The organism is Tateyamaria pelophila (genome assembly GCF_019966495.1).
Lineage (GTDB): Bacteria > Pseudomonadota > Alphaproteobacteria > Rhodobacterales > Rhodobacteraceae > Tateyamaria > Tateyamaria pelophila.
In genome coordinates, this window is record NZ_JAIMIA010000036.1 from 1 (window position 1) to 18880 (window position 18880).

At 61.6% G+C, this 18880-nt stretch carries 19 protein-coding genes; 12 read left to right on the plus strand and 7 right to left on the minus strand.

Features of this window, described 5'->3' with window-relative positions; genetic code table 11:
* Positions 1-64: 64 nt before the first annotated feature.
* Complete coding sequence (locus tag LC354_RS12825) at positions 65-439, plus strand: NADP(+)-dependent, decarboxylating phosphogluconate dehydrogenase (protein WP_223424396.1); 375 nt, start codon at positions 65-67, stop codon at positions 437-439.
* A 196-nt stretch (positions 440-635) separates the two neighbouring features.
* Here LC354_RS12825 and hrpB read toward each other — a convergent pair whose 3' ends face one another.
* Positions 636-3050: an ATP-dependent helicase HrpB gene (gene hrpB, locus LC354_RS12830; RefSeq protein WP_223424398.1), complete on the minus strand. Its 2415-nt coding sequence runs from the start codon at positions 3048-3050 to the stop codon at positions 636-638.
* A 94-nt stretch (positions 3051-3144) separates the two neighbouring features.
* Between hrpB and meaB the strand changes: the two genes are divergently transcribed.
* From meaB to LC354_RS12870, 8 genes are all read left to right on the plus strand, one after another.
* The gene (gene meaB / locus LC354_RS12835; protein ID WP_223424400.1) at positions 3145-4128 is read left to right on the plus strand and encodes a methylmalonyl Co-A mutase-associated GTPase MeaB; all 984 of its coding nucleotides are present in this window, start codon (positions 3145-3147) and stop codon (positions 4126-4128) included.
* Positions 4129-4276: 148 nt separating this feature from the next.
* Positions 4277-4567 (plus strand): 50S ribosomal protein L28, encoded by a 291-nt coding sequence (gene rpmB, locus LC354_RS12840; RefSeq protein WP_223424476.1) that lies wholly within the window; start codon positions 4277-4279, stop codon positions 4565-4567.
* A 106-nt stretch (positions 4568-4673) separates the two neighbouring features.
* Positions 4674-5018, plus strand: a complete 345-nt coding sequence (locus LC354_RS12845; RefSeq protein ID WP_223424402.1) for a hypothetical protein — start codon at positions 4674-4676, stop codon at positions 5016-5018.
* A gap of 39 nt (positions 5019-5057) precedes the next feature.
* Positions 5058-5522, plus strand: coding sequence for a copper chaperone PCu(A)C (locus tag LC354_RS12850; protein ID WP_223424403.1), 465 nt, complete (start codon positions 5058-5060; stop codon positions 5520-5522).
* 94 nt (positions 5523-5616) lie between these two features.
* On the plus strand, positions 5617-6315 hold the full coding sequence (gene trmB, locus LC354_RS12855; protein WP_223424405.1) for a tRNA (guanine(46)-N(7))-methyltransferase TrmB: 699 nt from the start codon (positions 5617-5619) through the stop codon (positions 6313-6315).
* Between the two features lie 132 nt (positions 6316-6447).
* A complete protein-coding gene (gene aroA, locus LC354_RS12860; protein ID WP_223424407.1) occupies positions 6448-7794 on the plus strand; it encodes a 3-phosphoshikimate 1-carboxyvinyltransferase in 1347 nt (448 codons plus the stop codon).
* Complete coding sequence (locus tag LC354_RS12865) at positions 7794-8270, plus strand: hypothetical protein (RefSeq protein ID WP_223424409.1); 477 nt, start codon at positions 7794-7796, stop codon at positions 8268-8270. The genes aroA and LC354_RS12865 overlap by 1 nt, the downstream gene beginning before the upstream one ends.
* A complete protein-coding gene (locus LC354_RS12870; protein ID WP_223424411.1) occupies positions 8267-8890 on the plus strand; it encodes a (d)CMP kinase in 624 nt (207 codons plus the stop codon). The genes LC354_RS12865 and LC354_RS12870 overlap by 4 nt, the downstream gene beginning before the upstream one ends.
* A gap of 140 nt (positions 8891-9030) precedes the next feature.
* On the opposite strand, the gene LC354_RS12875 is transcribed toward LC354_RS12870, so the two are convergent.
* Entirely contained in the window at positions 9031-9663 is a 633-nt protein-coding gene (locus LC354_RS12875) for a DUF4956 domain-containing protein (RefSeq protein WP_223424413.1), read from the minus strand.
* A 316-nt stretch (positions 9664-9979) separates the two neighbouring features.
* Positions 9980-10771, minus strand: a complete 792-nt coding sequence (gene trpA, locus LC354_RS12880) for a tryptophan synthase subunit alpha (protein ID WP_223424415.1) — start codon at positions 10769-10771, stop codon at positions 9980-9982.
* A 237-nt stretch (positions 10772-11008) separates the two neighbouring features.
* On the opposite strand from trpA, the gene ychF reads away from it, so the two are divergent.
* A complete protein-coding gene (gene ychF, locus LC354_RS12885; protein WP_223424417.1) occupies positions 11009-12106 on the plus strand; it encodes a redox-regulated ATPase YchF in 1098 nt (365 codons plus the stop codon).
* 4 nt (positions 12107-12110) lie between these two features.
* On the opposite strand, the gene LC354_RS12890 is transcribed toward ychF, so the two are convergent.
* The 4 genes from LC354_RS12890 to LC354_RS12905 form a co-directional block, all read right to left on the minus strand.
* Positions 12111-14057, minus strand: coding sequence for a tetratricopeptide repeat protein (locus tag LC354_RS12890; protein WP_223424419.1), 1947 nt, complete (start codon positions 14055-14057; stop codon positions 12111-12113).
* Between the two features lie 549 nt (positions 14058-14606).
* Positions 14607-15581: an adenylate/guanylate cyclase domain-containing protein gene (locus LC354_RS12895; protein WP_223424422.1), complete on the minus strand. Its 975-nt coding sequence runs from the start codon at positions 15579-15581 to the stop codon at positions 14607-14609.
* A 70-nt stretch (positions 15582-15651) separates the two neighbouring features.
* Positions 15652-16344 carry a metal-dependent hydrolase gene (locus tag LC354_RS12900; RefSeq protein ID WP_223424425.1) on the minus strand — a complete coding sequence of 231 codons (693 nt, stop codon included), beginning with the start codon at positions 16342-16344 and terminating at the stop codon, positions 15652-15654.
* A 255-nt stretch (positions 16345-16599) separates the two neighbouring features.
* A complete protein-coding gene (locus tag LC354_RS12905) occupies positions 16600-16980 on the minus strand; it encodes a VOC family protein (RefSeq protein WP_223424427.1) in 381 nt (126 codons plus the stop codon).
* Positions 16981-17098: 118 nt separating this feature from the next.
* On the opposite strand from LC354_RS12905, the gene gatC reads away from it, so the two are divergent.
* The gene (gene gatC, locus LC354_RS12910) at positions 17099-17386 is read left to right on the plus strand and encodes an Asp-tRNA(Asn)/Glu-tRNA(Gln) amidotransferase subunit GatC (protein WP_223424429.1); all 288 of its coding nucleotides are present in this window, start codon (positions 17099-17101) and stop codon (positions 17384-17386) included.
* Positions 17386-18870 (plus strand): Asp-tRNA(Asn)/Glu-tRNA(Gln) amidotransferase subunit GatA, encoded by a 1485-nt coding sequence (gatA, locus tag LC354_RS12915; protein WP_223424431.1) that lies wholly within the window; start codon positions 17386-17388, stop codon positions 18868-18870. The genes gatC and gatA overlap by 1 nt, the downstream gene beginning before the upstream one ends.
* Positions 18871-18880: the final 10 nt, after the last annotated feature.

An 18880-nucleotide genomic window follows, 5' to 3' on the forward strand; every position in this document is an offset into this window, starting at 1 on the left:
AGACGATGTCATCAAGCAGTACCTGGAATTACATTCCGACAAATGATGCCTCCGGCGTCAGCCGGTGGTCCTTCACTGGTCTCTCGATATGGCGCGCATCGCCGAGATCTGGCGGGCGGGCTGTATTATCCGGTCGGCGTTGCTCGGCACCTTTGCCGAAGCTTTTCGCACTGCGCTGCCGCATGGTCACATGATCCTGTCGCCCGCACTGGCTGCTCTGCTGGCGGATACCATTCCCGGGCTACGCCGCGTCGTCAGCGCGGCGATTTTGCGCGGCCAGCCGGTGCCTGCACTGGCTGCGGCGCTGAGTTGGCATGACAGCATGGCGCGTGCACGCGGGACTGCGGATATGATTCAGGGTTTACGCGATTTTTTCGGCGCACACGGGTTTGAACGCACGGATCGAGAGGGCGCGCATCATGGCCCTTGGAACGGGTGAACCGAAGGGATCGTAACGGTTGACCAACCGCAGGCATGGCGCACCGGGGTGCGCCTTACGGGGACTATGGCAGCCGCTTCATGCTAACTTGGGCGCTGGGCCTTTTACCTGTCGCGGCGCAATGTTTGCGTCGACCCATCGCACATGGATCGGCGTGAGACCTGTTGAGGACCCCGTAAGGCGGAGGCTCCTCCGCCTAACCTCTGGGCTTGGCCCGCAGGGTCGGGTCCGCTTGTGTCGGGTCCTCTGGCCAGGGATGTTTGGGGTATTGGCCGCGCATGTCCTTGCGCACGTCTTCGTAGGAGGTGGCCCAAAACCTCGGCAGGTCCGACGTCACCTGGACCGGGCGGCGCGCGGGAGAGAGCAACGTGATCTGTACAGGTTTGCGCCCTACCATCGGGTGCTGCGTGACGCCGAACATCTCTTGCAGGCGTACGGAAATGCCGGGTACTTCCTCGGCGTAGTCAATGGGCACCTTCCGTCCCAACGGCGTTTTGAAATGCCCCGGCACAGCCCGGTCCAGCGCTTGCATTTGGTCCCAGCCCAACAGGCTTTGCAGTGCTGGCAGAATATCAAACGCCTTCCAATCGGCCGTTGATCGTACGCCACCCAAATGCGGCAGCAGCCAGTCTTCCACCGTGTCCAGCAAAGCCGTTTCACTCAGATCGGGGAAACCATCCTCCATCAGGGCCGCCCGTTTGATCAGCCTTTGCGCTGCCGGGGTAGGCTTGAGACCGAGCTGCCGGACCCCGTCCAACATGGCGCGGGCGATGGCATCCTCGGTCGCATCCTTCCAGCTGCGGTCTTCCAATATCAACGCGCCAAAACGCAGTTGGGAGCGGGTCAGAACACGTCCCTCCCGGCGTGACCACACACAAAGGTTCTGCCAGGTGATCTGATCGCCAAAGAGATCTTCCAGCTCATCCTGCCCCAATATAGCCGCCTGGCGAATGCGCGCCTCGCGGGGGTCCCCGTCAAGATCTGTCGCAACGATCAGCCGCTGACCCGCCAGCGCGTCCCCCGCCGGCATCGCTGCGCCCTTGCCGCCGGAAAGCACATATCGGGGCGCATCGCCGGAACGGCGCAGCCCGATGCGGTCGGGATAGGCCAGTGCCGCCATCGCGGCCGTACTGAGTTTGACGCCCGTGTTGCCGCGCCGCAGCCGTTTGGCTTCGTCGCGGATGCGCTGCACCGTGCCGCGATGCACGCGACCCTCAAAGGCGCGGGGGTCTGCAATCGCGCGCAACCGCAGCGTCAGGTCAGTGCCCTGGTTGCGCATCGGGTCACGCTCGGCCAGCAAGGCGGCAAGGGTCGCGGCCTGATCCCCCGCGGTTTCCAGCATATGCGCCAGACGTGGATGCAGGGGCTGGCGGGCCAGGGCCTTGCCATGCTCCGTGATGCGTCCGTTTTCGTCCAGCGCGCCGAGCATCCGCAGGACTGCACGTGCTTCGGCCAACCGCCCGGCATGGGGCGGTGTGACGAACCGCAGGCTGTCTTCGCTGCCGCCCCACATGGCCAGTTCCAATGCAAAGGCACCAAGGTCACCGGCTTCGATCTCCGGCGGGGGAAAGGCGGCCAGCGCGCCGTCTTCGCCGCGTGTCCAGAGCTTGTAGGCGACACCGGGGGCGACACGGCCCGCGCGCCCCGCCCGCTGGGTCGCTTCGGCCCGGGTTACCCGTTCGGTGATCAGCCGCGACATGCCGGAGGACGGGTCAAAGCGCGCGCGCCGCGACCGCCCGCCATCGACGACGATACGGATGTCGGGAATGGTCAGGGAAGTTTCTGCAATGGAGGTGGCCAGCACGATCTTGCGCGCGGCGCTGGGCGCAATCGCGGCCCGTTGTGCTTTGAAATCCATCGCACCGAACAGCGGGTGGATCGGCACAGGTCCGGTTTTTCCTTCCAGTAACGCGGCTGTGCGCCTGATTTCGCCCTCACCCGGCAAGAACGCCAGAAGACTGCCCTCGGCCTCGGACAGGGCGTGCAGGATGAGGTCCGAAACGCTGGCCTCGAACCGCTGGTCCTTGGGCGATGGTTTGGGCAACCACTGGGCCGTCACTTCAAAGCTTTTGCCTTCCGACGTCAGGATCGGGGCCCGCATGACGTCGGCCACGGGGCCTGCGTCCAATGTGGCAGACATCGCGAGCAAGATCAGGTCTTCGCGCAGCGCATCGGCGACTTCGAGACAGAGCGCCAACCCCAGATCGGCATTGAGCGAGCGTTCGTGAAATTCATCAAATATCACCGCCCCGATGCCCGGCAGGTCAGGATCGGATTGCAACATGCGGGTCAGAATGCCTTCGGTCACCACTTCGATCCGCGTTTGTGGGCTTACGGTGCTGTCGCCCCGGATGCGGTAACCGACGGTCTGGCCGGTTTTTTCACCCAAGGTCGCGGCCATGCGGTCGGCAGCGGCGCGGGCGGCCAGGCGGCGCGGCTCCAGCATCAGGATTTTGCCCCGCGTCAGGCCCGCTTCAAGCATCGCCAACGGCACGCGGGTCGTTTTCCCGGCCCCGGGAGGGGCTTGCAGCACCGCGCGGCCATCACGGCGCAGGCTCTCCAGCACCTCAGGGAGGATCGCATCGATGGGCAAGGGGTCTGTGGGCGTCATGGCGCGCCTTATGGCCCATGTCAGCGCGCGCGCCAACACTGGACATTTGCCCGCCGCTTTCCCAAAAACAGGTCGACACAGAAAAGGCAGACCGATGGACACAACCGATTTGGCGACACGCATCGCAGCGGGCGAGAGGCGCGCTCTGGCGCGCGGCATCACGCTGGTTGAAAGCACGCGCGCCGATCAGCGCGCGCAGGCGGCCGAGGTGCTGACCGCGTTGCCGCGGGATCGTCAGGCGCTGCGCATCGGGTTGTCGGGAACACCGGGCGTGGGCAAGTCGACCTTTATCGAGACATTCGGGATGATGCTGGTGGCAAAGGGCCTGCGCGTGGCGGTGCTGGCGGTCGACCCGTCGTCGGCGCGATCAGGCGGATCGATCCTGGGTGACAAGACACGCATGGACCGGCTGAGCCGCGAGGCGAACGCCTTTATCCGGCCGTCACCCAGCCAGACCCATCTGGGCGGCGTGGCACGCCGCACCCGCGAGGCGGTGACCTTGTGCGAAGGGGCGGGGTTCGACGTGGTACTGATTGAAACCGTTGGTGTGGGACAATCGGAAACCGTCGTGGCACAGATGGCCGACCTGTTCTTGCTGTTGCTGGCGCCTGCCGGTGGCGACGAGTTGCAGGGCGTCAAACGGGGCATCATGGAAATGGCGGACATGATCCTGATCAACAAGGCCGATGGGGACCTGAAACCGGCGGCCACGCGCACCTGCGCGGATTATGCGGGTGCACTGCGGTTGTTGCGAAAACGACCCCAGGACCCGGACGGTTTTCCCAAGGCCCGGATGGTGTCGGCCCTGCACGAAGACGGCATCCTCGCGGCCTGGGACGAGATGCAAAGCCTTGCCGAATGGCGCCGCGATGCCGGATTTTTCGAAGGAACACGCGCCGAGCAGGCGCGCTATTGGTTCGAGCAGGACGTGCGCGCGGCGCTTTTGGCGCAGCTGGACACCGCAAGCGCGCGGGCCAGGATGGCAGAGCTCGGCACTGCCGTCGCTGACGGGACGCTCGACCCTGCCGTTGCGGCAACGCGTATGCTGGCGCATCTGACGGCTGAAAAGGGGGGCTGATCCACGCCATTGCGGGTTGACCCTGCCCGCGATTCCCCCTAAAGCCCGCAAACGAATTTTAGCATGCGTGGGCGAGGTGCCGCGCGGTCGTCGTTTTACAACCGGGCTCGCGGGGGTAACACGACAGACAGATGAAGAGGATAACCCAATGTCGCGTGTATGCGAACTGACCGGTAAAGGCCCTATGGTTGGCAACAATGTCAGCCACGCGAAAAACAGAACGCGCCGGCGCTTTTTGCCTAACCTGAATGACGTCACGCTGCAGTCCGAGACGCTGGGCCGCGGTATCAAGATGCGGATTTCTGCATCCGCGTTGCGCTCGGTTGATCACCGTGGTGGTCTTGACGCCTACCTTGCGAAGGCAAAAGACACTGAGTTGTCGGCCAATGCGCAAAAAGTGAAAAAAGAGATCGCCAAGGCACAAGCGGCAGTCGCTTAAGCCTTGTTTGGTACTGAATTGACGTGGCCCTGTCTGCACTATGCAGGCGGGGCCGTTTCGTTTGGTCGCAGTTGCACTGCTGTTCGCGCGGCAATACATTATCTCCATGAAACGCGCAGTCCTTGCCCTTTTCCTGAGTCTTGCGCTGGCTCTGACCAGCCATAGCATCGCTGTGGCGAAATCTGCGCCTGCGGCTGTGGATCAGATTGTCATATGCAGCGGGTTTGGGGCGACGGTGATCTACACCGATGCTGATGGCCAACCCACGTCTGCACCACATCTTTGCCCCGACTGTATCGTTCATCTGGATGCAGGTATCTTGCCCGCATTCGACATGTCGCCCGAGGCACTTGTCGTTTCAACCCATCTGACTGTTCGGACAGATGATGCTGTCATCCGTGCAAAACCATTGCCAAACCGACCGGTCCGCGCCCCGCCTTCCTTTTTCTGAACCGCTCAGAATAATTTCAGATACCAAAGGAAGACCAACATGTCTTATCGTTCGCTTTTCGCGGTAGCTTGCGCTGCCACCCTGATCGCCATTCCTGCATGGGCCGACGGCATCAAGATCATGGACCCCTATGCCCGTGCTGCAAATCCCAATGCGAAATCCGGAGCTGCGTTCATGATGCTGACCAACGACAGCGGCCAGGACGATCGCCTGATCGCAGCGCGCTCCGATGTTGCCAAACGTGTCGAACTGCACACCCATATCGAAACCGGTGATGGCGTGATGCAGATGACTGAAATCGAGGGCGGTATTGTACTTCCCGCGGGAGCTACGCACCACATGATGCGGGGCGCGGATCACGTTATGCTGATGGGCCTGACCGGACCGCTGGAGCAGGATGCGGAGATCGAAGTAATCCTTGTGTTCGAGCGGGCCGGAGAAGTGGCCGTCACCATTCCCGTCGACAATGAACGCAAGCCTGCGAAAGGCGCGCATGGCGGGTAAAGTTGCGCGACCCGAGGACTGGCGGGGGCGGAGGATGCCTCCGCCTTACGGGTTTCGATTGCCCCGCTGTGCATGACAGGCTAAACGCCGCGCCATGAAACAACGCCCCTATCGCAATTTTTATGGCCGCCTCAAGGGCAAGACCCTGAAAGACAGTCAAAAGACCTATCTCGCCGAAGATCTGGCGGCCTTGTCGCCGGGTCCGGTGTCCTGGGAAGAAAACCCGGAGCGCACAGCGCTCGACCTTGGCGCACTGTTTGACGGCAAGCCGGTCTGGCTTGAGGTCGGCTTTGGCGGAGGCGAGCATCTGGTGCATCAGGCCGCCCGGAACCCTGATGTGGGGATCATCGGTGCGGAGCCCTACATCAATGGCGTGGCGATGTTGCTGGGCAAGATCCGGCGTGCGGGCGTCGATAACCTGGCCGTGCATCCCGGTGACGCCCGCGATCTGATGGACGTGCTGCCTGATGCCAGCATTGACCGCGCATTTCTGTTGTATCCCGACCCATGGCCCAAGGCGCGCCATCACCGCCGCCGCTTTGTGACACCGGAGCATCTGGGCCCTCTTGCACGGGTGATGAAGCCCGGAGCCATGCTGCGTGTGGCCACGGACATCCCTGATTACGTGCGTCAAACCCTCGAAGAGGTACCGGGCCAGGGCTTCGACTGGACGGCCGAAACCCCCGCCGACTGGCGCGCCCCGTGGGACGATTGGCTGAGCACGCGCTATGAGCAGAAGGCGTTGCGCGAGGGGCGAACGCCGCACTACCTGACCTTTCTCCGAAAGGACTGACAGGGCGAATTTGGGTGTGTCTGGTCGATCTGGCCCCGTAAGGCGGGCGTGTCGCCCGCCCACTCTGGACGAGGGCAAATCGAACGGTTAGGTGTGCGCCCACATCAATCACCCGCAAGAATGAGCGTGCATATGTCCAGCCACGGCGATCCGATCCCCATGACATCCGCGGCCTGCGGTCCCCTCAGTGGGACAGCGCAGGTCCCCGGTGACAAATCCATCTCGCATCGGTCTCTGATCCTCGGCGCGCTGTGTGTCGGCGAAACGACGATCAGCGGCCTGCTCGAAGGGCAGGATGTGCTGGATACCGCCAAGGCGATGCGGGCCTTCGGCGCTGAGGTCACCAATCACGGAGACGGCAATTGGTCGGTCCATGGTGTCGGCGTCGGCGGTTTTGCCGAGCCGGATCAGGTGATTGATTGCGGCAATTCCGGCACTGGCGTGCGTCTGATCATGGGGGTGATGGCGACGTCTCCGATCACGGCGACCTTTACCGGCGACGCGAGCCTCAACAAGCGCCCCATGGCGCGGATCACCGACCCGCTGGCGCTCTTTGGCACGCAATCCGTTGGCCGCTCGGGCGGGCGTCTGCCAATGACGCTCGTGGGCGCGGCCGAGCCCGTGCCCGTGCGCTACACCGTGCCTGTGCCATCCGCGCAGGTCAAATCCGCCGTGCTCTTTGCGGGCCTCAATGCGCCCGGCGAAACGGTCGTGATCGAAGCCGAAGCCACCCGCGACCACACCGAGCGCATGCTGGCTGGCTTTGGCGCCGAGATTACCACCGAAGTCACCGAAGCGGGCCGCGTAATCACGCTCAAAGGTCAGCCTGAACTGACGCCGCAACACATTGACGTGCCGCGCGATCCGTCCTCGGCGGCCTTTCCGGTCTGTGCGGCGCTGATCGTGCCGGGGTCTGACGTGCTGGTGCCGACCATTGGCCTCAACCCCACACGGGCCGGGCTTTTTGAAACGCTGCGCGAGATGGGGGCGGATCTGACCTATGAAAATGAGCGTAGCGAAGGCGGTGAACCGGTGGCCGACCTGCGCGCGCGCTTTTCGCCCAACCTCAAGGGGATCGAAGTGCCCGCGCACCGCGCGGCGAGCATGATCGACGAATACCCCGTCCTGTCCGTCGTCGCATCCTTTGCCAGCGGCAAGACCCACATGCCGGGCGTAAAGGAATTGCGGGTCAAGGAAAGCGACCGCATCGACGCGATGGCCGTGGGCCTGCGGGCCGCGGGCGTCACGGTTGAAGACGGGCCGGACTGGTGGACCGTCACGGCCCTTGGCCATGGCAACGTGGCGGGCGGTGCGACCTGCGCCAGCCACCTCGATCACCGCATTGCCATGGCGTTTCTGGTGATGGGTATGGCGACCAACGCGCCCATGTCCGTTGACGACGGCGGACCGATCGCCACATCTTTCCCGATCTTCGAAACTCTGATGGCCGACCTCGGGGCGCGGCTCAGCCGGACGTGATGCGCAGCCGGGTGATCCTGTGGGTGTTGGGCGTGGTTGCGGCGCTGCTGTATCTGCGTGTAGCCTATTTTTCCTTTTCGACACTGGCGGCGGATCTGGACTGCTGCATTGGGCCGGAGATGCGGTTCTGGGGATACGGCGCAGAGACATTTGCCCGGTGTTTTGCCAAGGTTCCGGAGACGGTTGTCTTGAAATACCAGGCCATTCTGTTGGGCGCCGATCGTCTGTTGGCGGTTGCACTGTCCGCTTTCCTGGTGCTTTGGTCCATCCGGTCGCGTGTTTGGATCGCTGTGGGTGCGGCATTGGCTTACGGAGTGTCTGACTGGTTCGAAAACGCGTTTCTGGTGTCAGCCCTGGCAGGTGACACGGCTTCAATCGGTCTGGCGTCGCTGTTGACGATGTCCAAGTTTGCGTGTTTGTCCTTGGTCATCGGGGCGCATATATGGGTTGCCCGCCACAACCGGAGCGACAGATGACAGAACCATTCACCGTTGCCATTGATGGGCCTGCGGCGGCGGGCAAAGGGACCGTGTCGCGTGCTGTTGCGGCGCATTTCGGGTTTGCGCATCTTGATACCGGGCTGCTCTACCGCGCGGTGGGCGCACAGGTCCTGCAAGGGACAAATGCGATTGACGCTGCACACGCGCTGATGCCGGAGGCGTTGGAAGATCCGAGCCTGCGCACCGCTGCCGTCGCGCAGGCCGCGAGCAAAGTGGCCGTCATTCCCCAGGTGCGCGCGGCACTTGTGGATTTTCAACGCGCCTTCGCCAGACGGGCAGGCGGCGCCGTTCTTGACGGGCGCGACATCGGCACGGTGGTTGTGCCCCAGGCCGAAGCCCAGCTTTTTGTAACCGCCAGTGCCGAGGTGCGGGCCAAACGGCGTTGGACCGAATTGAAAGAACGCGGCGAAGATGCGGATTTCGAGCAGGTGCTGGAAGACGTCCGGATCAGGGACGCACGCGATACAGAGCGCGCAACTGCCCCCCTCAGGCCAAGCGAGCGAGCGTACATTCTGGATACATCGCACATGAGTATCGACGCCGCAGTGGCCGCCGCAATCGCGCAGGTCGAGGCCAAGCGTAGCGGCCTGAGATAGTCGGCGACAGCCTAAGTTCTTGAATTATTGCACTGACCGGACGTGGCTCTGAAATATCTGCACAGAACCTTGGGCAGACATATGTCGCATTCAGCAGCGTCAGGCTGCGGTGAACAGCGCGCCAGCATGTTTGCATCCGTTCAGATTTCCGCGCGTGACAGATGCGGATCGTCGTATGCGCGCGTGCTGTTCGTTCCGAAGGGAAGCTTGAATACTACATCGATCACCGCGAATTTCTTGACAAGGTTCAGACTGACGATCTTGAAACTGATCACACGTATCCCAAGCCGTTGACCTATATGATTTTGCAGAGCTACCGGGTCCGACAAAAGGTCAGGATCGACCTCGTCGAGCGTAACCGTGACGACGCGTGTGCCGCGCATCAGGGCCGGATGATCGATGACATAGACGCTGAGCAGGGTGAGGCCCGATATTGCGATGATGTTTGCTGTGGGCGATCCTTCGATCGAACAGATGACCGCGATTGCGACAGCGCCGAAGAAATACGCGATTTCTATGCGGCCGATCTGTACCGATCGCAGGCTGAACAGGGCAAGGATGGCAAACAGCCCAAAGCCGGCCGCCAACCCGAACTCAACACTTGCAAGTTTTCCAAGAACCGCGAAAGCGAAGATGTTGAACATCGCAGCCGTCGTGACAAGGGTACGGTCCCCATGGCGGCGATAGTACAGTCCGAATATCAGGACTGCCATTGCAACAACATTGATCGCAAACCGTAACGCCAAATCGGCAAGGTCAGCAAATTGGGTCACTCTTTGTCTTTTCTGGTCACCATTTAATCTTGTCCAAAGGTGACAGTGTCATATTATCGCTACAATTCAACTGTCCATTGAAAATGCCCGCCGGACCGGCGAAAACCGGCCTGACGACGTGCGGTTTGTGACGTGCAACCCCTTTGCGGCGCGTCCTGATCCGCTGGCACCGGGCGAAGCCAAATTAAAACAGAACAACAGCGCTTTGCCGCACAGGGAATGTGATAACCGAGCGTTGCCCGCGCCTTGATCGGCCGCGGCTGGGGCGCACATGAACCGGCAGCTTTCCGAAGGTGGTAAACAGACTAAGCCGTCGTCAGGCGTCGTGTGCGCCGTCGGCGAGCGATTTCACAAAGGCCAGGACATCCGCCACGCTGTCGCCCGCCGCGATCCTGCTGACGATGGCTGAGCCTACGACGGCCCCGTCCGCCACCGATGCAATCGCGCGTGATTTCTCGGGCGTATTGATGCCAAAGCCGACGATGATCGGCAGATCGGTTGCGGCCTTGATCCGCGCGACTTCCGGTGCAACATCGACGGCATCGGCTTCGGCGGCACCGGTGATGCCGGTGATCGACACGTAATATACGAAACCGGACGTGTTTTGCAGCACGCGGGGCAGGCGCTTGTCATCTGTGGTCGGTGTGGCCAGACGGATGAAATTCAACCCTGCCGCCTGCGCCGGAATGCACAGCTCGCTGTCTTCTTCGGGCGGCAGGTCGACCACGATCAGACCGTCGATCCCCGCCGCTTTGGCGTCTATCAGAAACTTGTCGACCCCGTGGGAGTAGATCGGGTTATAGTAGCCCATCAGCACGATTGGCGTCGTATCGTCCTCTTCGCGAAACGCCCGCGCGAGGGCCAGCGTCTTCTTGAGCGTCATGCCGCCTTCCAGCGCACGTTGACCGGCCAGTTGGATCGTGGGGCCATCTGCCATCGGATCGGTGAATGGCAGACCCAATTCGATCACATCCACACCGGCCCCCGGCAATCCCCGCACGATTTCAAGCGAGCGGTCAAAATCCGGGTCGCCCGCCATCACATAAGAAACAAACGCCTTGCGGCCAGCAGCGGCAAGAGCTTGGAATTTGGCGTCGATCCGGGTCATGGGCGTCTCCTACAGGTCGGCCCTCAACTGCCCCAGAGCGACACGAAAGGCAAGCGTCCTCGGAACGGGAAATCCTGGCGACGCGGCGACGTGGTCATCCCTTGCCTCTGGACCTCCCCTTTCTTCTGCTTGACGGTCCGTTTCATCGGTCACCCGTCGATTGCATTCACCCGTCGCCGTCTTGCGCCTGTCCACGGGCCTGCTAGAAGCGGCGCAACCTCGAAAAGGATGTTCGCGATGGGTTTCAAAATGGGAATTGTGGGTCTGCCGAATGTTGGCAAGTCGACCCTGTTCAACGCGCTGACCAAAACGGCAGCGGCGCAGGCGGCCAACTTTCCGTTCTGCACGATTGAACCGAATGTGGGCGAGGTGGCCGTGCCCGACGCACGGCTGGACAAACTGGCCGCGATTGCATCGTCAAAATCCATCATTCCCACGCGCATGACCTTTGTCGACATCGCAGGGCTGGTCAAAGGCGCGTCCAAGGGCGAAGGCCTGGGCAACCAGTTTCTGGCAAACATCCGCGAAGTGGACGCCATCGCCCACGTGCTGCGCTGTTTCGAGGACGGGGACGTGACCCATGTCGAAGGCCGCGTTGATCCGGTGGCCGACGCCGAAACCATTGAGACCGAACTGATGCTGGCCGATATCGAAAGCATCGAGAAGCGCCTGCAAAACATCGTGCGCAAGGTGCGCGGGGGCGACAAGGAAGCGGTACAGCAAGAGCGCCTCATGCGTGCCGCCCTTGCCGTTCTCGAAGACGGCCAGCCCGCGCGGACCGTGGACGTGGACGCCGAAGACGAAAAAGCGTGGAAGATGCTGCAACTTCTGACGACCAAGCCCGTGCTTTACGTTTGCAACGTGGGCGAAGCCGAAGCCGCTGAAGGCAACGCATTGTCAGAGGCCGTGGCTGCAATGGCCGCAGCGCAGGGCAATGCCCACGTGGTGATCTCGGCCCAGATCGAAGAAGAGATCAGCCAGTTGGAGCCGGAGGAAGCCCAGATGTTCCTTGAGGAAATGGGCCTGACCGAGGCGGGCCTCGACCGGCTGATCCGCGCAGGCTACGAATTGCTGCACCTTGAGACGTACTTTACCGTTGGCCCCAAAGAGGCACGCGCCTGGACGGTACCCGCAGGCACATCCGCGCCCAAGGCGGCGGGCGTGATCCACGGCGACTTCGAAAAAGGCTTCATCCGCGCCGAAACCATCGCCTATGACGATTTTGTCACGCTGGGCGGCGAAGGCCCGTCAAAAGAGGCCGGCAAAATGCGGGCCGAGGGCAAGGCGTATGTGGTGAAAGACGGCGACGTGCTGCACTTTTTGTTTAATACGTGAGAGGTCAAAGGGTCGCTTCCCGGTTTGCGATTTTTGTCAGGATCCGGTCTGTTATCCCGATATAGTGATCCGCACCTGCGTCAACGTATACCTCGCGGGCTGCATTTACGTAGGCCCGCGCCTGTTCCAGATGCGACGCGTCCTTGGTCTTGCCAAAGAACGCTATCGAAACATTCGCCAAGTTCCCTTGAACCATGGCCCAGTCCAGCGGGACCTTTTCGCGGGTCCGTTCCAGCAGGGCGTTTTCATAGGCTGTGACGGCGGCGTCCAACCTGTCTGGGCCGCTTTCGCGCTCCCCGAGGGTTTGCAGCACAGCGCCGAGGTTATTCTGTGTCCTGGCCCATTGCAGTGGGACCTTTTCGCGGGTCCGTTCCAGCAGAGCATTTTCATAGGCTGTGACGGCGGCGTCCAACCTGTCTGGGCCGCTTTCGCGTTCCCCGAGGGTTTGCAGCGCATTGCCGAGGTTATTCTGTGTCGTGGCCCAGTTCAGCGGGGCCTTTTCGCGGGTCCATTCCAGCAGGGCGTTTTCAAAGGCTGTGACGGCGGCGTCCAGCCTGTCGGTGCCGCTTTCGCGTTCCCCAAGAGTTCGCAGCGCAGCGCCGAGGTTATTCTGTGTCATGGCCCAATCCAGCGGGACCTTTTCGCGGGTCCGTTCCAGCAGGGCGTTTTCATAGGCGGTGACGGCGGCGTCCAACCTGTCGGTGCCGCTTTCGCGTTCCCCGAGGGTTTTCAGCGCAGTGCCGAGGTTCATCTGTGTCATGGCCCAGTCCAGCGGCACCCTGTCACGTGTCCATTGCAGCAGGGCGTTTTCATAGGCTGTGACAGCAGCGTCCAACCTGTCGGTGTCGCTTTCGCGTTCCCCGAGGGTTCGCAGCGCAGCGCCCAAATCGTTCAGGGCCGTGCCACGCTCGTCAGATGTTGTAGCGCGGTTGTGGACGTGGTTGGCCAGAGCAATGGCGAGTTCACTGTCCAGAGTGACGCCCCTGTCCCGTCCGCGTTCGTAGTATTCTTTCCATAAGGTCCGCAAAGCCTGAAACGTCGCCAGACCACCCGCCGCATGATCGGCCTGCGCAATCAGCAAACGCGCGGCGCGTTCGATGTCTCCGGCCAGTTTCGCAATGTTCACGCCGCTTTCCAGCAGCCGGGCCTTTGCCGCCTCTGCATCCTCCAGCGCCGCATCAATCGCCGCGTTCGCGCTGGCGTAATCCCCCGTCGCCGACAACTCTGCCACCCGCGCCAGTACCGTATCGACAAAATCACCATGGTTGGAGCGCATGTGCCCTTCGGCCTGCACCTTGACCGCAATCTCCATCGCGTTTTCCAGATCACGCCAGGCTTGGCCGAGGTCATCGGTCTTGGCCGAGATGCGGGCGGCCAGTTGCGTGATGGCCTGCGGTGTAATGCCAGCGGCGTGCAGGCGGGTGTCGGCGCCTTGGGCCTCCACCATGTCCATCAATTTGGAAAGTTTGTTATCGTGTTGCGTTGATCGAGCAAGCAGTTCGGCATCGTTTGCCTCGCTCTGTGTTCTAGGCGGCAGCAAGGGTGAGAGGGTGGCCCTCAACAGCGCCTCGTAGGCGTCCAGCACGGCCGTTTCGCGGTATTCCGGCACATTGCTTTCATCCTGCACCCTTTTCCGCATATGGGCGGCGACCGATGCAGCGTTCATATCTCCGCTGGCAAAATCTGTGCGTCCGGGTAGAAAGCTGTCCAGCATCAGAACGATTTGTTTTTCGATGTTGGGGTGCAGAGCAGCCGCCTCAAGGTGGTTGGTCAGGGCGGTCAGGCAGTCCCGTTCCATATCGGTGCGTGCGGACGGCCTGAGCGCGAGCGCAGACAGTGTCGCGCTCATTGCCGTCGCTACCCCTCCGGTCGAGGCGATGTCCACGGCTTGCGTCACCAACTGCCCGCAACACGCCGCCACGTTGACGCCGTGTACAACCTTTTCCACCATACCGCACCCTTTCGCCCCTCAAGGCTACTGCGGAGGCTGTCAGGATCAACCTTAATCTGATGTGCAAAACCCAGTTGGCCATCCAAGGCCGCAACTATAGGTCTATGCTGAATTTTGCAGTCAACGGGGCCTGAAACGCGCTGTGATGTTCCCCCATGACGGTCTCGTGATAGTCGGTGGTATAGGCGCCGTACATATGATGGGCTTTCCACACACCGGCTTCGAGACTGAAAGGGACATGCAATCGCCACCAAGGCGCGTTGACAGTGTCGGGGCGCGTCACTTTACATCCCGTGATCGCCCAACCGGTATGGTCCCAAGCCCGGGAATGAAAGGATTACGGTTCGAGACGCGCACCGTCGATTTCCTCAATATGCGCAAAAATGCCATATTGCAGCGCCTCTGCGCTGATCAACGCCTCGGGCCCGGTTCCACAATAGAGTGCAGTGGCGTCAGGGCTGAGGTGATTGCGAATGGTTCTGCCATTGCCGTTTCCTGTTGGCTCGATCTACAGGCTGAGAATCGCTTCACGCTCGGGATTCTTGCCGCTCATTCCGCCCAGGCCAAACGGTAAAGAACGTGTTCGCCTTCCAGTCCCTTGAGGGTCACGCTGACGGCGTCGGTAAAAGCGAAATCGCTGGATCCGCCGATCATTGCGCGGGTGGCGTCGGAGACACGGGTTTCGTTCGGTGCGGCGAAGGCGGCCACGCGGGCGGCCTTGTTGACAACGCTGCCCAGAAAATCGCCGTTGGCCTCAACCACGTCGCCGGTATGGATGCCGATGCGCAGCTGTAAATGCGGCTCGGATTTGGAGGCCGCCATGCGTGTCATGATGGTTTGCGCCGCCTGCATGGCCGAACTGGCCGAGGCGAAGGTGGACAAAGTGCCATCGCCAAGGGATTTGACAAAGGTCCCGCCCAAACCGGTCACGCATTCGGTGAGGCTTGCCACGTGATCGGTGACGATCCGGCTCCACTTTGCGTCGCCTGTGGCCGCGGCCAGTGCGGTGCTGTCGACGATATCGGTGAACATGACGGACGCGATACCCGTGCGGCCCAGATCGACCCCGGCGCTGTGCACGGCGGCGGCGAGCTTTTCGAGATTGGGAGAGGTGTAGCCCATCGATTCCATATTGGGCTTGGGATTGGAATTGTGCACATGGACCACGCGCCAGACGGCATTTTCCAGCGAAAAGACAAGGGTGCTGCGAAACCGAACGCGCATGTCGGCGTCCGGCGAATAGACGGTGAAGGTGGCATAGGCCCATCCGACCGGACCGGCCTCGAACCCGCTGGCTTCCATGTCTTCGAGTTCAAGAACGACCTGATGCTCGGTGAAGGCTCCGAACATCTCGCGCACGTCGTTGCCGGTAAAAATTTCGCCCTCGTCGGATCCGATATAGGTGACGCTGTCCGAGTGGGAGAACAGTTTGACAATGGCTTCGGAGTTCCGTCCGGCATAGGTTTTCAACCAGCGCCTTGCGATGGCGGCCAGCTCGGGTGACGGTGTGAAAGGGTCGGTCATGTGGGCCCCTCCAGGCTGGGGTATCGTGGATGCGCAGCGCTTGGCGATGTGGGCCACCGGGTCATGTTGATCACAGTACGATCGGTTGCATGACCTGCGGTTCAATCACGTTGACACCCGGCAGGCCCGATTTGAGCGCCGCCGCGTCCTGTTCGAGCAGCGGAAAGGTCCGGTAGTGGCAGGGAATCAAGGTGTCGAAATTGAAATACCGTTTCGCGGCATAGGCCGCCCCGGCCATGTCCATGGTGTAGTGTCCGCCGGCGGACAGGATGCCAATGGTCGGTTTGTGGTAGTCCCCGATCCAGTCCATATCCGCCATGATCCCGGTATCGCCAGACAGGTAGATCGTTTTGCCTTCACCCTTGAGGATGAACCCGGCTTCTTGCCCCATGTAGACGCCGCGTCCGTCCACGGCCATCGAGGACGAATGGCTTGCCGGGACCATGGTGACGCTCACATCGCCAAGCTGGATTGTACCGCCCATGTTGAAGCCGTTGCCTTCGACCGCGCCGAGGGATGTGAGGTGCGCCGATAGCTCAAAAATGGCCGAAACCGGGAGGTCCTTGTCGCGGCTGAGTTGGACCACATCGGTCGTGTGATCGAAGTGCCCGTGGGTGACGAGGATCTGGGTGGCATCCGCGATGGCGTTGGCCACCTGATCTTCGGGCAGCATCGGGTTGCCGTTGATCCACGGATCGACCAGCAAAACCTGATCTGCGAGTTCGATGCGAAAGCTGCCATGGCCGAGCCAGATGATGTTCATTGCGTTTGCTCCTCATTTTGTCCGACCTTAGCGCGGTTTGCGTGCTATGGGAGCCTCCGGCGGGGATTTTTTAGGAACAGAGAAACACGGACCTGTGGCGTAAGGCCGTTAGCTCTCGCATAGGGGTTGGGCTCGGGCGCCGGTCAGCTTGGCGGCCTTGGTTGCGTTCGGTTTGCTCTGTTCTGAACGCTGTGATGCCGCGAAGACCGATCAGTGGGTATCGCTGTCAGGTGTCGGAGACCTGATGTACCTCGATCACGTTGCCTTCGGGATCGTAAAAAAGATCTGGTGCCAGCCTGCTACCGCACGGTTGCCCCAATCGGCATAGGCGATGCCCTGTGCCTCAAGATGCGCAATGAACGCGGCGAGATCATCGGTGCGGTAGGCGATATGGCCATGACTGACGGGATTGACCAACTGTCCGGAGTTGAACCCGGCCAGAGGATCTTTTTGGGCCAGATGCGTCTGGATCGCGCCATCGGTGACAAAGGCCACGTCGCCCGCGTAGCCCTGCTTCTTCTCCAGCGTCGGCAATCCTTCGGTTTCTGTCTCTAACCCCAGAACGTCGCGATAAAACCTTTCCATCCGCGCCACGTTGTCCGTGACCAGGTTCACATGGTGTAGTGTCAGCTTCATGGCTTTGTCCCTTTGTTTGGTCAAATCTGTGCCAAAGACCGCGTGCCTGCAAGGGCGGAGGCTTGAAGGTGCGCGATACGCGCGCTAAAGCCCCAAGAGACGTAAATTGAGGTTCCTCATGTCCATCGATGAAAGCACCGCCGCCCGCGTGGCGAAACTGGCCCGGATCAAGGTCGAACCCGAGGCGCTTCCCGCGCTTGCGGCTGAGTTCAACACGATCCTCGGCTTTATCGAACAGTTGAGCGAAGTGGATGTGGAAGGCGTTGAGCCGATGACATCTGTGACGCCGCAGCGCCTCAAGCGCCGAGCCGACGTTGTGACCGACGGAGATCAGCAAGAGCGCGTGCTGGCCAATGCGCCCGATGCGCGCGAAGGATTTTTTGCCGTGCCGAAGGTGGTTGAATAATGGGTGAATTGAACAAACTGGGTCTGGCCGAGGCGCGTGATGCGCTACGCGTGGGCGATGTGACATCTGTTGAGCTGACCGAGGCCTGTCTGGCCGAGATCGAGGGCGCAGGTGCGCTGAACGCCTTTGTCCACGATACACCTGATATCGCGCGTGCACAGGCGGCTGCGGCTGACGCGCGGATCGCTGCGGGCGATGCCCCTGCCATGTGCGGTTTGCCCATCGGAATCAAGGACCTGTTCTGTACCAAGGGGGTCCCAAGTCAGGCAGGATCGCGAATCCTGGAGGGCTTCTTGCCGGAATACGAATCCACCGTCAGCCAGAACCTTCTGGACGCAGGCGCGGTGATGCTGGGCAAGCTGAACATGGATGAATTCGCCATGGGTTCGTCCAACGAAACATCGGTTTATGGCAATGCGGTCAACCCATGGCGTCGCGGCAATGATACGGCTGAACTGACACCGGGCGGATCGTCGGGCGGCTCTGCGTCTGCTGTCGCTGCCGACCTGTGTCTGGCCGCCACCGGCACCGATACCGGCGGCTCGATCCGGCAGCCTGCGGCGTTCACGGGCATTACCGGGATCAAACCGACCTACGGGCGTTGTTCGCGCTGGGGTGTCGTGGCCTTTGCCTCGTCCCTCGACCAGGCCGGGCCGATGACCAAGTCGGTGCGCGATGCAGCGATCATGCTCGAGGCGATGTGTGGGCATGACCCGAAAGACAGCACCAGTGCGGATCTTCCCGTGCCGAATTTCGAAGCAATGCTGACGGGGGATATCAAGGGCAAGAAAATCGGCATCCCCAAGGAATACCGCATGGACGGTATGCCGACGGAGATTGAAACGCTGTGGGCCGACGGCGCGGCGATGTTGCGCGATGCCGGGGCCGAGATTGTCGACATCTCTCTGCCCCATACGCAATACGCGCTGCCCGCCTATTACGTGATTGCGCCGGCGGAGGCGTCTTCGAACCTCGCGCGCTATGACGGCGTGCGGTACGGGCACCGGGCCAAGCTGGATCATGGCGATGGCATCACAGAGATGTATGAAAAGACCCGTGCCGAAGGGTTCGGAGCCGAAGTCCAGCGCCGAGTGATGATCGGGACCTATGTTCTGTCGGCCGGGTTCTACGACGCCTACTACAACCGGGCGCGCAAGGTCCGCACCCTGATCAAGCGCGACTTCGAGAACGTGTTTGCCACGGGCATCGATGCGATCCTGACGCCTGCAACGCCGTCTGCCGCGTTTGGGTTGGGCGAGGCGTCGGATGATCCTGTACAAATGTACCTCAACGACGTGTTCACGGTGACTGTGAACATGGCGGGCCTGCCGGGTATCGCGGTGCCTGCGGGCATGGATGGTCAAGGGCTGCCCCTCGGGCTCCAGCTGATCGGCCGACCTTGGGAAGAGGGTGATTTGCTGAACACCGCTTATGCGCTTGAAGCCCGGGCGGGGTTTGTGGCCAAGCCACAAAAATGGTGGTAAAACGTCCTCG

Coding starts and splice junctions, on each gene's coding strand:
- hrpB (WP_223424398.1), bottom strand. CDS start 3,050: ATGACGCCCACAGACCCCTTGCCCATCGATGCGATCCTCCCTGAGGTG.
- meaB (WP_223424400.1), top strand. CDS start 3,145: ATGGACACAACCGATTTGGCGACACGCATCGCAGCGGGCGAGAGGCGC.
- rpmB (WP_223424476.1), top strand. CDS start 4,277: ATGTCGCGTGTATGCGAACTGACCGGTAAAGGCCCTATGGTTGGCAAC.
- LC354_RS12845 (WP_223424402.1), top strand. CDS start 4,674: ATGAAACGCGCAGTCCTTGCCCTTTTCCTGAGTCTTGCGCTGGCTCTG.
- LC354_RS12850 (WP_223424403.1), top strand. CDS start 5,058: ATGTCTTATCGTTCGCTTTTCGCGGTAGCTTGCGCTGCCACCCTGATC.
- trmB (WP_223424405.1), top strand. CDS start 5,617: ATGAAACAACGCCCCTATCGCAATTTTTATGGCCGCCTCAAGGGCAAG.
- aroA (WP_223424407.1), top strand. CDS start 6,448: ATGTCCAGCCACGGCGATCCGATCCCCATGACATCCGCGGCCTGCGGT.
- LC354_RS12865 (WP_223424409.1), top strand. CDS start 7,794: ATGCGCAGCCGGGTGATCCTGTGGGTGTTGGGCGTGGTTGCGGCGCTG.
- LC354_RS12870 (WP_223424411.1), top strand. CDS start 8,267: ATGACAGAACCATTCACCGTTGCCATTGATGGGCCTGCGGCGGCGGGC.
- trpA (WP_223424415.1), bottom strand. CDS start 10,771: ATGACCCGGATCGACGCCAAATTCCAAGCTCTTGCCGCTGCTGGCCGC.
- ychF (WP_223424417.1), top strand. CDS start 11,009: ATGGGTTTCAAAATGGGAATTGTGGGTCTGCCGAATGTTGGCAAGTCG.
- LC354_RS12890 (WP_223424419.1), bottom strand. CDS start 14,057: ATGGTGGAAAAGGTTGTACACGGCGTCAACGTGGCGGCGTGTTGCGGG.
- LC354_RS12895 (WP_223424422.1), bottom strand. CDS start 15,581: ATGACCGACCCTTTCACACCGTCACCCGAGCTGGCCGCCATCGCAAGG.
- LC354_RS12900 (WP_223424425.1), bottom strand. CDS start 16,344: ATGAACATCATCTGGCTCGGCCATGGCAGCTTTCGCATCGAACTCGCA.
- LC354_RS12905 (WP_223424427.1), bottom strand. CDS start 16,980: ATGAAGCTGACACTACACCATGTGAACCTGGTCACGGACAACGTGGCG.
- gatC (WP_223424429.1), top strand. CDS start 17,099: ATGTCCATCGATGAAAGCACCGCCGCCCGCGTGGCGAAACTGGCCCGG.
- gatA (WP_223424431.1), top strand. CDS start 17,386: ATGGGTGAATTGAACAAACTGGGTCTGGCCGAGGCGCGTGATGCGCTA.